Annotated in this window: 8 protein-coding genes; 2 read left to right on the top strand and 6 right to left on the bottom strand. The window is 63.0% G+C overall.

Features of this window, described 5'->3' with window-relative positions; translation table 11 throughout:
* Positions 1-363: 363 nt before the first annotated feature.
* The gene (locus tag AC54AF_RS22365; protein WP_496638299.1) at positions 364-1,869 is read left to right on the top strand and encodes a glycosyltransferase family 39 protein; all 1,506 of its coding nucleotides are present in this window, start codon (positions 364-366) and stop codon (positions 1,867-1,869) included.
* 211 nt (positions 1,870-2,080) lie between these two features.
* Here AC54AF_RS22365 and AC54AF_RS22360 read toward each other — a convergent pair whose 3' ends face one another.
* From AC54AF_RS22360 to AC54AF_RS22340, 5 genes are all read right to left on the bottom strand, one after another.
* Entirely contained in the window at positions 2,081-3,823 is a 1,743-nt protein-coding gene (locus AC54AF_RS22360) for a tannase/feruloyl esterase family alpha/beta hydrolase (protein WP_496638298.1), read from the bottom strand.
* 110 nt (positions 3,824-3,933) lie between these two features.
* Positions 3,934-5,016: an alpha/beta hydrolase fold domain-containing protein gene (locus tag AC54AF_RS22355; RefSeq protein ID WP_496638297.1), complete on the bottom strand. Its 1,083-nt coding sequence runs from the start codon at positions 5,014-5,016 to the stop codon at positions 3,934-3,936.
* Positions 5,017-5,020: 4 nt separating this feature from the next.
* Complete coding sequence (locus tag AC54AF_RS22350) at positions 5,021-5,956, bottom strand: GDSL-type esterase/lipase family protein (protein ID WP_496638296.1); 936 nt, start codon at positions 5,954-5,956, stop codon at positions 5,021-5,023.
* Positions 5,925-7,040, bottom strand: a complete 1,116-nt coding sequence (locus tag AC54AF_RS22345) for an alpha/beta hydrolase (protein WP_496638295.1) — start codon at positions 7,038-7,040, stop codon at positions 5,925-5,927. Before AC54AF_RS22345 ends, AC54AF_RS22350 begins: the two co-directional genes overlap by 32 nt.
* A gap of 45 nt (positions 7,041-7,085) precedes the next feature.
* Complete coding sequence (locus tag AC54AF_RS22340; protein ID WP_496638294.1) at positions 7,086-9,434, bottom strand: TonB-dependent receptor; 2,349 nt, start codon at positions 9,432-9,434, stop codon at positions 7,086-7,088.
* Positions 9,435-9,955: 521 nt separating this feature from the next.
* Between AC54AF_RS22340 and AC54AF_RS22335 the strand changes: the two genes are divergently transcribed.
* Positions 9,956-11,032: a LacI family DNA-binding transcriptional regulator gene (locus AC54AF_RS22335; protein WP_496638293.1), complete on the top strand. Its 1,077-nt coding sequence runs from the start codon at positions 9,956-9,958 to the stop codon at positions 11,030-11,032.
* Positions 11,033-11,255: 223 nt separating this feature from the next.
* Here the strand turns inward: AC54AF_RS22335 and AC54AF_RS22330 are convergent, their stop codons facing one another.
* Positions 11,256-11,552, bottom strand: coding sequence for a YciI family protein (locus AC54AF_RS22330; protein ID WP_131687878.1), 297 nt, complete (start codon positions 11,550-11,552; stop codon positions 11,256-11,258).
* Between the last annotated feature and the right edge of the window lie 190 nt (positions 11,553-11,742).

Genomic DNA, 11,742 nt, shown 5'->3' with positions numbered 1-11,742 from the left:
CTTTTCGCCCCTCCCATCCGCCTTATAACTGGACGCGCAAGCGACTTAACCAGCCGTGCAACGAGGGGGAGAACGTGGGACAGCGATTTCCTCCCCACCGAGTCCACGACGTGCCAGCTGCCTTGCCCCTCCCCATCCGTACCGAATGCCCGCCCGACGCCTGCGAGTGCGGCCAGCCCCCCCAATGGGGCGGCTTTAGGAAACATTCATCCAAATTCCATAGATTCTCCATGGTGCATCGCTATAGTCCATCGCTGATCCATCCCTCGTCAGCGTGTTCCTCCCATCTGCAAGCCATGACAGTCATCGAGAGGCACGATGCATTCGGGATGCACCGGACAGTACCTGAAAAATAGAGAAGACATGAAATCAGAAGCGATCACCGCGTCGGAATGCCTAGACGAAACCACCCCCTCCACACTGAAGAAAATTTTCTCAATTGCCGTTTTGGCGCATGTGACCATCTGGGTCATATTGCCGTTATTATTTCAACGCAATATTGCGCTCGACATGGCGGAGGGTTTGGCCTGGGGGAAAGAATGGCAACTTGGCTATGAGAAAGATCCACCATTATTTCCGTGGGTGATACAGACCATTACCTCCTGGTCAAATAGAGGGATATGGATAAGCTATCTTGCAGGGCAACTGTGCGTCGCCACTGTTTTCTTCGCTGTGTGGCAACTGGGGCGGCGGGTTGCCACTGAGATGCAGGCACTGGTCGGTGCGTTGTTGCTGGAAGGCATTTATTATCTCAGCCTTCCTGTTTTGGAATTGAATGACATCGTATTGCAGATGCCATTTTCTGCCCTGTTTGCCTGGCTGCTACATAAGGCGATCCAGGATAATCAGCTGAGATACTGGATGCTGGCAGGGCTGGTTTCCAGCTTGGGCTTGTTGTCGCGCTATTCTATGGGGGCATATATAGTACCCATCGCGATATTTGTTCTTATTCACCCGACTTCCCGCGGCCGTCTAAGCTCGAAAGGACCGTGGCTGCTTGCATTGACATCCGCACTGGTATTTGCTCCACATTTATACTGGATCATTGAAAGCGACTTTATTTCAATAAAATATGTCGGGAACCGGGCGCCTGAAATTCCACATGCATTTACTTTCATCAAAGAATACATTTCATTCATCGGTGCGCAGTTCTTGGCACTGTTACCCATGCTGCTAGTGGCATCATCTTTGTGGCGGTGGCGCTCGTCCCGTATTTGGTTAAGGGCGCGATGGCACGACTTTGACTTTTGCTATATTGCTGTTCTAGCTCTGGGACCGGTTATCTTTTCCTTGCTGCTGTCATTGCTTGCACAGCGGCCATTGCGGGCCATGTGGGGTGCACCGCTGTGGCTCTTTACGGGAATTTTTATTGTTCTTATTTTTCAGCCAATTTTAACAAAAAAACGTTTTCGCCATTTTATCCGTGCCTGGATTGTGCTATTGGCATTTCCCGCATCGTTCTTTGTCGCCGAAAAAATATATGGAACTGATATCACGGGGAATGAGCAGGCCGTTAACTTTCCTGGCGAAAATTTTGGCAATTCGATAAACAACAGGTGGAGCGCAATAACGAAAAAACCATTGAAATATGTGGTAGGAAGTACATGGAATGCAGGAAATGTCGCATTTTACGCAAAGGACCGCCCTTCCGTCATTTTCTCTCATGCCGATCTCCATGTAAGCCCCTGGGCAAAGACCGAGGAAATCAAAAGGGCCGGAGCTGTCATCGTGTGGAATATGCGCGAGGAAGGTGTTGCGCTGCCTCACTATCTTGCCAGCAGATTTCCAGATGCAATTGTTCAACCAGCGGTGACTGTGAAAGGAAAACGTTACCATCATTTTGGAGTCGCCTACATTTTGCCACAGTGACTTCTGACAGGCTTGCGTACCCTGACCAGTTGGCCGGGTTCGTCCTTGACCTCCTTGCATGATGGTCAGGGTGCGGAATTTGCTGTCGCTGGCTATTACTTAGTTGGCCAGCGACAAAGAGCGTAGCGTACAGGCCCGCCGTAGAGTGCGGCTGCAGTGGTCGACAATGTACCGCACTACCTCGCGCTTCGGCGCGGGCCGCCCCCACTTTTCAAGGCGCGCAAGCGAAATTCTCCGCCTTCTCGGGATCACCATTGCCGCGGTAGCGCGCCACTTGCGGATAGGGGCAAAGCGGACGGGTTCGGCCCGGCCATGGCGTGCCCGGTCCCGCGCTGGCCTCAAGACGGTCCGGCGCGCGGCCGTGCTCCACCCAGTCCACCATCGCCGCCAGAGAATCGAACTCCGTCGTGGCCGGACCGCCCGAGCAGTGACACATCCCCGGCACAGGAAACACCCGCGCGAACTCGCCGGCCCGGCCATGCTCGCGCCGGTTCAACTGGTCGTACCAGTCCAGCGTGTCCGCCAGCGAAAACACCGGATCGGATTCCCCGTGAGGGACCATCAGACGGCCGTGGCGCGCCTTGAAGGACGTCAGGTCAGTCGAGCGCGCGGAGATGTCGTCCCAAGCCGAGTGCCGGAATGGCGCCACCACCGCCTGGACCTTTGCCGCCGCGCTGTCGAAGTCAAGTCCGACCTGATAGTCGGCCAGCGCCTGCGGTCCCGGCGGCAACATCACCGGCGGCGTGCTGAACACCGAGGCCAGCGCCTGGCCGCCCAGCACTACGTTAAGCGGCGGCACCTGGCCATCCTCCGAGCCGATCTTCCATACGCGCCACGCCGGACTGTCGATCCCGGACGGCCAGAACCAGCGGTTGTAGAGGGCCTGGCCGGCGCTGCCCAACGGCCCGCGCATCGATTCGAGCAGCGCGTCGATCTGCGTCAGGCTCAGGCAGCCGGCCGTCGCGCCGCCGTCCGGACAGACCTTTCCGCGCAGCTGCGCCAGCACCTTCTGGTCGGTGCAGCGGTCCACGTCGGCGACCATGCCGTCGCGCAGGCCGTCGTCGGCGTCGCAGGCGTCGAGGATCGCCTCGCGCACCAGCGTGAGCTGCACACCGTTGAAGGCGGTGTGCAAGCGCGACACGTCGAAGCCGGCGGCGCCGGGCGTCTGGATAACACGGCTGAAGGCGCGCGTATCCCATGCCTCCGCCAGGGCCGCCTTGGGCAGCGCAAAGCCCGGCGCGGAAGCGATGATGCCGTCGAAGATTTCAGGGTAGCGCTGGGCGAACGCCATGCCCTCCTGCCCGCCCTTGGAACAGCCGACGAAATAGTTATAGCGCGGTTTTTGTCCATAGTACTGGCGGACCAGCCAAAGGCCGGCGTCGGCGCTGCGCTTGAGCGACGCGTGGCCGTAGTCGCTGCGCGCGGTCGGGTCGGAACCGAACACCATTTGTCCGCCGCGCAGCGGGTCGTTGTTGCTGGCGTTGTCGTGGCCGGAGTCCTGGCTCAGCACCGCGTAACGCCGTTCGATGGCTGTGTCGTCGGCGCCGTACAGCTTGCCGGTGGCGTCGCCGATGTCGCCATTGCTGCCGCCGCCGCCCTGGAACAGGAAACGGTTGTTCCAGTCCGACGGCAGCCGCAGGCGGAAACGCATGGCGTAACGCTGGCCGTCAGCCTGGCGTGCCGGCGTCTCGGCGATCAATTCGCAGTGGGCCGGCAGTCTAGCCATGCGGATGCCGCCCTGCTCCAGGCGGATTTCCTGGGGCTCGCCGTCGGCGTGATAGATGGCCTGCCGCACGCGGAAGGTGGTGGACGGCGGCGCCTTGTCGCCCATCGCCAGGCAGCGTTGCTCGAAGCTGGCGCCGAAGGACGGCGCGGCGGCGATGGCGCCCAGGCAGGCGAGCAGCGCCGCGGCGGCATGCGGGCGTTGTTTGTATCGAACGAAGCAGCGTGTCATGTTGTCATCCCGATTTGATTAACTTGATAAAAACGAAGCCGGACGGCGGGCACCCCATTCAGCGTGGTCCCTTCCACCGTGCCGGCGCAAGTGCGCTTGATGGCGTGGCGTCAGGATTCGATGTGGCCGATTAAGAAAGCCACCGTCTTGGCGATGGCGCGCTGGGCTTCCGGGCTGGTGTCGGCCATCGTCTGGTGCACGTGCGGCATACCCTCGTACGCATCCAGCGTCACCGCGACGCCGCCAGCGGCCATCGCCTGGTACAAGCGCACCGAGTCCGACAGCAAGACCTCGCGCAAACCGCATTGCACCAGGGTCGGCGGGTAGCTTTTGCTGTAGTCGCCATACACCGGCGAGGCGTACGGATTGCGCCGCTCGCCAACGCCGACATAGGCGTCACGGCTCGGCCGCAATGCCTCCGTCGAGACGATGGGGTCGGCGGCGGCCAGGGTGCGCAGGGTGTCGCCCTGGAAGTCGAGATCGGTCCAGGGCGACCACAGCGCGGCTGCGGCCGGCAATGGTATCTTGCGGTCGCGCATGCGCAGCAAGGCGCCCGCCAGCAGGCCGCCGCCGGCCGAGTCGCCGAAGCAGCCGATCCGGCGCGGCGCGTAGCCATCGGCGTAGAGTGCGGAAAACACCTTGCCCACGTCGTCGGTGGTGCGCTCCCACTTCGCGCGCGGCGCCGTGGTGTAGTCGATCGAGACGACGCGCAAGCCCGTCGCCAGCGCCATTTGCGCCGGCGCCAGCAGCGTCGAGCCGGCAGTGCCGAGCGTGTAGGCACCGCCGTGGGCATAGACGATCAGGCAGTCCCGGCGCCGCACATGCGGCGGCTCCAGCCATATCACCGGCACGCCGCCGAGCGTACCCTTGCGCGATCGCACGCCGGTGGCGGCGACGCGCTCGCGGCTCATCTCCTCGAACATCGCCGCCAGGCGCTGGCGCAAGGCGTCCCAGGCTTCCACATCGTCCGGCGACGGCAGCGCCGGTTTGGGGAAGGCCGCCAGGTCGGCGAACATCCTGGGCCAGCCATCCGACACAGTCGGGGGCAGCGGTATCGGCCCCGGCTGCGCCGAGACTGGCGCCGCCGCCCGGGCCGCCCCGTGTGCCGCGACGGCGGCCGCCAGCGCGCCGCACGCGCTGAAGAAGGCGCGTCGTGGCGCCGTCTGCACTGACTTGAAATTGAACTCGCTCATTCTGTTACTCCTTGACGGTAGGTGTGGCGGCGCGCCCGTTTTGCGACCTCTTGTCGGGTAATTGGCCGAGCGCGGATTCCAGTACGCTTTTCATGCGCGCATAGCCCCGGTTGTTCGGATGGACGCCATCGTTCGAAAAGTCCGCGCGGAACGCGCCATCCGGCGCCGCCAGCACGGCATGGTAGTCGACGTAGACCAGGCCCTCGCTGAGCGCCAGCGCCTTGAGCCAACGGTTCAAGGCCTCGATACGCGCCGGCGTGCCGGGGCTGGGACGCCAGGGCATGCTGGCTGCCGGTGGGATGCTCGCCAGCAGCACGGCTATTCCCTGACGCTTGGCGATCGCCACCATGGCTTCGATGTTGTCCTGATAGCGCCGCGCCGAAGTGGGGCCGGTGTTGCCGGCGATATCGTTGGTGCCCGCCATGAGATGGACGAAACGGGGCCGCAGCGCCGCCACGTCGGCGGCAAAGCGCAACAGGATCTGCGGCGAAGTCTGCCCCGCGATGCCGCGGTTGAGCCAGCGGTCACCGAACACCCGGGCCGCCGACTCTGACCACAGCTCGGTAATCGAGTCGCCCAGGAAGACGCCGTCGACGGCGGTGCCGGCCGCCAACACGCCGGCGTTGGCGGCGGCGTAGCGGCACAGGTCCGGCCAGTCGAGCTGGCGCCGCATCTCCTCGGCCCGCGCCCGCTGCGCCATGATCGGTCCGGCGATCAGGCGCTCCAGTTCCGCCGGACGCATGGCGCCGGGCTCGATGAACATGTCGACCAGCGCGCGCGGCACGTCGGGTAGCGCCGGCAAGCCGGCGCAAGGCGCCTCGACCATGCCTTGCGTATTCGGGGACGGTGTCGCGGCGGCCGCCGGCAGCGCGCAGCACAGCGCGGCGGCGATAGCGGCGGCCAGGCGCCTACGCGCCAGAGTTGTCAAGTGAATCGTCATGATGATCCTTGTTAAATAATGTACCGACAAAATCGATGAAATTGCGCCGCCAGACCGGCCATGCATGCGCGCCGTCGACCACTTGCCAACTGTGCGGGACGCCGCGCGCGGCCAGCCAGTCGACGAAGCGGCGGACGTCGTCGATCAAAAAGTCGTCGCGCCCGCAACTGACGGACAGGCGCGGCACCGCCGTTGGCGACGGCGCCTGCCGCAGGCAGGCCTCGAAGTGACCTTCGAACATGAAGGTGGCGGGGCTGAACGCGCCGACATGGGCGAACCGGTGCGGCGCGTTCAGACCGACGAACAGCGCCTGCGCGCCGCCCATCGACAAGCCGCCGACCGCCCTGCCCCGCCGGTCGGCGTCAACCGAGTAGTTACACTCAACAAGCGGCAACACCTCATCCAGCAGACTGGCGCCCAATAGCTCGATGTTGCGCAGCGCCACCCCGGCGAGCGGCGGCGGCAGGTCGCTGGCCATGCCTGGATCGCAATGCCCGGACGGACACACCACCAGCATGGGCCGGCAGCGGCCGTCGTGGATCAGCGCGTCGAGCATGACGTCTGCGCGTCCGGCATTGAACCAGGCGCCGGCGGCATCGCCCAAGCCGTGCAGCAAATACAGCACCGGGTAGGTGCGGCCGGAACGCCGGTCGTAGCCGGGCGGAGTATAGACGTAGAACTCGCGGTCGCCGCCGATGGCGGCGGAACGGTAACTGTGGCGCACCACCAGCCCGCGCGGCACGTCGCCATGCTGCCACGGCAACGCAGCGGCATCGGGCCGGCCGGGCAACAGCACCATGCTCTCCCCCAGGCCCGTGCTCGATGGCTTGATCCACGGGTTGGCGGGATCGAGCACGGACACGCCGTCGATGACGAGCCGGTAGCAATACAGGTCTGGCGGCAGCGCCGGGCTGCTACCGCGCCAGATACCGTCAGCGGCGCGGTCCAGCGGCAGCGGCGCCGCCAGCGCGTCGAGCTCGACCCGCACCTGGCGGGCCGCCGGTGCCGCCACCCGGAAAATCAGCGAGCCGTCGCCGTCCACCTCGGGCGAACGGATGGCTGGCCGATAGACTTTACTTAGCATGCGCTGGACTCCGTTGGTTGGATATTGTTGAATGCACGATCACTTTCAATAGAAGGTGTAGCCGACACGCAGGCCGAAGGTGCGCCGCGGCATATACGACGCGATACTGAGCGCCAATATCTGCGTGTTGCTGGTATAGACCTTGCGGTCCTCGGCGTTATAGACGTGGGCGTTGACGTTCCAGCGCCTGTCCTGGCTTTGCCAGTCAAGGTTGAGGTCGGTCTTGCTGTAGGCCTTGCGGTAGCCGAGCAGCGGATCGGTGCTGGTCAGGTTGTCGATGACAGAATGGCTGCCGCTCTGCCAATACGTCTGGATCGACGGCGTCCATTGCCCGTTGGCGCCCAGATCGACGGTATGGGCGTAGCGCAGGCGCGCGCTGACCTTGGGCGCGTTGGGCAAGCGCCGGCCGCTGTTGTCGAGCGGTGCGGTGTTGATCGGTGTCGGCGCGAAGTTGTTGTACAGCACGTCGACGGCGTTGGCGTTGTCGATGCCCGGCGCGACGGTGCCGAACTTGGCGTCGAGCAGGGTAAGGAAGCCCTGCAGATGGTCCTGGCGCGTGACCCTCCAGTCGAGCTCGGCCTCGATGCCGCGCACGCGCGCGGTGGCGGCGTTACCGGTCACGACGGCGTTATTGCCCGACAGATTCTTGCCGATAGTGCTCACCTGCAGGTCCTTGTAATCCATGCTGAAGGCCGTCAGGTTCAGGCCCAAGGTGTCGCCGCGCAGCCGGCCACGCCAGCCCGCCTCGAAGCTGGTCAGGGTCTCCGGCTTGTATGTCAGGTACGGGGTCGCCACGTTTGGCGTGACGCCGCCGCCGCGATAGCCGGTCGACACGGTGGCGTACAACATGTCGGTTTTGCTCAGATCGAACTCGGAGGTCACCTTGTAGCTGGTGTTGCGCGAGCTGGTGGTGCCGGAGGCGTTGACCGCCGGGCCGAACGGCACGCCGCACGGCAGGTTGGCCGCCAGCGCTTGCATGGTTCCGTACTGGCAAGCCTGGGTATCGGTGTCGGTCAGCGCCGTATCGCGCGTCCCCCGCAGGCCCAGGGTCATGCGCCAGACATCAGAGACGCTGTAGGTGGCCTGGCCGAAGACCGCCCTGGAGGTGTTCTTCAACGCGTTGTTGCGCACTGCCGCGTCGAGGTTGCCATACCCGGACGGCAGGTTGCCGGCGCCGGGGGCGAAGGCGAGGCCCGGCGGCAGCACGCCCGCCAGCGGCGCCGGCAGCGCGTTGCCGATGCGCACCCCGTAGAGTCCGGTCTGCTCGTCGCGGTAGTCGTACAGGCCGCCGACCAGTTTGAGGCGGTCGCTCTCGTAATTGACGTTCAACTCGTGGCTGCGGGTGATGGTCTTGTTGTCCTTGTTGTAGAGGCTGAAGATGCCGGAGTTGAGGTCGACGCCGTTATTGACCAGCTTGGTCAAGCCGGCCAGGTAGGTCACCGTCCAATCGTCGTTGACGGCCCACACCAGTGACGAGCGCAGCCCCGTCTGGGCCAGATCCTTGCGGATGCCGGTGCCGGCGCCACCGCCGCCGATGCCGCCGACGTTGGTGTCGACCGGCACGGTGACACGCTTGCCCAGAGTGCCGGCGGCGATGTTGGCGTCGGGGAAGTAGTTATAGGCGACGCTGTGGACCGCCGCGATCGTGCCCTTGTCCTCCAGCTTGCTCAACGACACATTCCATTTCAGGCTGTCGCCCAATTGCCAGGCCGCCGCCACGCGCGCGCTCGACAGGTCGACCTTGCCGTAGCGGCTGGAGACCGCCCTGCCCGGCTCGTCACCGTCGCTGGTGCGCCGCAATGCGGAGGCGCGCAGAAGCAGCGTCTCGGATACCGGTACGTTCACCACGGCGCGCGCGGTCACGTCATTGTGCTCGCCATAGCTGACGTCGCCGAACAGTTGCTGGCGCGCGGTCGGGCGCGCAGTGATCACATTGACCACGCCGACGGTGGCGTTGCGGCCGTACACCGTGCCCTGCGGGCCGCGCAGCGCCTCGATGCGGCCGACGTCATATAGCCCGAGGCTCAGCACTTGATAGTTCGGTTCGTAGATGCCGTCAACGTGGACCGCGACCGTCGAGTAACCGCCGAAGGAGGCGTTGCTGCCGATGCCGCGCATGGAAAAGCCGTTGCTGGCGACGGCCATGTTGGGCACCGACGAGGCGATGTCGGTCAACGAAGTGATGCCCTGGGCGTCCAGCGCCTTCTGGCTGACCACGCTGACCGCGAGTGGCGCCTTCGACAGCACTTCCGAACGGCGCTGGGCGGTGATGGTCACCGCTTCGAGCGTGCCGGTGTCGGAGGCCTTGTCTGCGGCGGCCTCCTGCGCGTGGACGCCGGCAGCGTGCACCAGCATGGCGCACGCCAGGGAAAGGGGGGTGAGTTGAAACGTCATCTGGTCTCCTTGATTTTTTAGGTTCCGAGCTTGTCCTCATACTCGATGCGCCGTCGCCTCGGTCGTACCGGGCTTTGATGACTAAGTAACCCCCAATAGATTATTGTGATTTCTGACTTCCATCACCGGCACTGTGCGGTGTTGTCCGCAGCTAGCAGTACTCGCACTGCGTCACTGCAGGCGCCTTGCACAGCATCCGGTTCTGTTCGTCATAAATTCACAATAATTTCCCGAGGGTTACTTAGCAATCTGAATGTCGCTTTTGCGCAATCGATTGCTCACTATCGCATTTATGTGGATTGGCTGCAATAATTTAATTTTTTTTGGCCGAAAACTGACAATTTCAAACACAAGTAGCCTTTCGAGTGACATTGGCGCTGAGAACGTGTATACAGGCAAAGCCATTTTGCGCAATCGGTTGCTTTTTCATCGGCCGCGTGCGACGTGAAGGTTGGCGACGCCCGGTGTAAGATGCCCGGCGGACAGCCATCGCAATTTTTAAATAGTTATCGGGATTCACAATGACTGACAAGAAGCAGCCGGACGACAGCGTGGCCTCACCTTTCCAGCGGCCGTCGCGCACACAGATGGAAGACATCGCGCGGATGGCCGGCGTGTCGCGCTCGACCGTGTCGCGGGTGCTGTCCGGGACCGGGCGCATCGGCGAGGAAACCCGCAAGCGCATCACCGAACTGGCCAAAACAACCAATTACAGCATCGACGCCAGCGCCAGGAATCTGCGCCTGAATCAAAACCGCACCATCTCGGTGGTGGTGCCGTACGACCCGGTCGAGCAATTGCCGCTGTCGGAACCGTTCTTTCTCACATTGATCGGCAGCATCGCCGACGCCCTGACCGCGTGCGGCATGGACATGCTGCTGTCGCGGGTGTCGGCCGACCGGCTCGATCTGGCGGCGGAGGCGTACAAGGGCGGGCGGTGCCTCGGCTTTATCCTGATCGGCCAGTGGGGGCATCATGACCAATTGACGGCGATGGCCGTGCAAGGCCTGCCCTTCGTGGTGTGGGGCGCGCGGCTGCCCGGGCAATTGTACGGTTCGGTGGGCGGCGACGATGCGCAGGGCGGCTTCCTGGCGACGTCGCACTTGCTGGATGCGGGCGCACGGCGCATCGCTTTCCTGGGCGACACGGCGCTGCCCGAGATCAGCCAGCGCCACGCCGGCTATCTGCAGGCCCATCACGCGCGCGGGCTGGTCCCTGCCGCCGACCTGACCCTGGCAGCCAACCAGTCGCGCGAATCGGTGGTCGCCGTGATCGCCGAGCGCTATCCCCGCGACGGCGCGTTCGACGGGATTTTCGCCTCCACCGACCCGATGGCGATGAACGCGATCGGCGCGCTGGCGGCGCTCGGCAAGAAGGTGCCGGACGACGTGCGCGTGATCGGCTACGACGATATCATCACCGCCTCCAATTTTCAGCCGCCACTGAGCTCCGTGCGCACGCCGATGATCGACGCAGGCAAGGCGCTGGTCGACAGTCTGCTCGCGCAATTGTCGGGTACGCCGCCGCGGCAGTTGCAGCTCGCATCGTCGCTGGTGATACGGGAAAGCAGCGGCACCGGACCGCGCGCCGCAAGCTAGCCGTTCGCGGCCACTTGCATCACGATTTTTCCGCGTGTTCGCCAGGGTTCTGTCCCATTGGCGACGCGGCCGCTGCGTCGGGTAAGCTGCTCTATCGAAACTTTGGCAGCAGGGCATGCCCACTTTTAAAGGGATGCTCTTCCCGATTGACGTCATCTCGGTCAGCATCGGCTGGTGTGCAACGTACCCGCTCAACCGATCAACATCGCTTGTCTCTCGCCAGTCAACTCTTTAATGAAAAGAACTTTTCCGCGCCAACAGCACACTTAGTTGGGCTGAATTCGATGATCTGGTACGTGACCAGCCGCTCACGACAGAACGGATCTTCATTCAGTACAACATCCAATTCTTCGCGGTTCAGGTTTCTAACCAAAATGACGCCACCGGTTCGAGGCACTTGGGCACCAGAGGCCAGGAAATGACCAGCAGCGTAGTGCGTATCCAGGAACTTGCGATGTTCCTCCAGATATTTTTCGACGACCGTCAGCGGTTGAACGTAGTGCAGTAAAACGACGAACATTAGAATTTTCCTTCTCAAAACTCATTGAAATAGTATTTGTTTGAAAGTCACATTTCAAGAACTATGTTCGAGATTCGCAATGCCTTGATTTCGCGTGTCGCGTCGATAGCTTGGTGTGGCCTCTCAGCATCCCTCGTTTTCAAGAAGAAGAAAACTACATGTCACGCCGTTCGTTCCTGTCTGCCACTGA

The sequence above is a fragment of the Janthinobacterium sp. JF4 genome (assembly GCF_059617925.1).
This window is presented reverse-complemented; position numbering and strand designations above follow the sequence as displayed.

What these genes read in the sequence shown, in the direction of transcription:
- AC54AF_RS22365 (WP_496638299.1), top strand. Translation starts at nt 364, where the DNA reads ATGAAATCAGAAGCGATCACCGCGTCGGAATGCCTAGACGAAACCACC.
- AC54AF_RS22360 (WP_496638298.1), bottom strand. Translation starts at nt 3,823, where the DNA reads ATGACACGCTGCTTCGTTCGATACAAACAACGCCCGCATGCCGCCGCG.
- AC54AF_RS22355 (WP_496638297.1), bottom strand. Translation starts at nt 5,016, where the DNA reads ATGAGCGAGTTCAATTTCAAGTCAGTGCAGACGGCGCCACGACGCGCC.
- AC54AF_RS22350 (WP_496638296.1), bottom strand. Translation starts at nt 5,956, where the DNA reads ATGACGATTCACTTGACAACTCTGGCGCGTAGGCGCCTGGCCGCCGCT.
- AC54AF_RS22345 (WP_496638295.1), bottom strand. Translation starts at nt 7,040, where the DNA reads ATGCTAAGTAAAGTCTATCGGCCAGCCATCCGTTCGCCCGAGGTGGAC.
- AC54AF_RS22340 (WP_496638294.1), bottom strand. Translation starts at nt 9,434, where the DNA reads ATGACGTTTCAACTCACCCCCCTTTCCCTGGCGTGCGCCATGCTGGTG.
- AC54AF_RS22335 (WP_496638293.1), top strand. Translation starts at nt 9,956, where the DNA reads ATGACTGACAAGAAGCAGCCGGACGACAGCGTGGCCTCACCTTTCCAG.
- AC54AF_RS22330 (WP_131687878.1), bottom strand. Translation starts at nt 11,552, where the DNA reads ATGTTCGTCGTTTTACTGCACTACGTTCAACCGCTGACGGTCGTCGAA.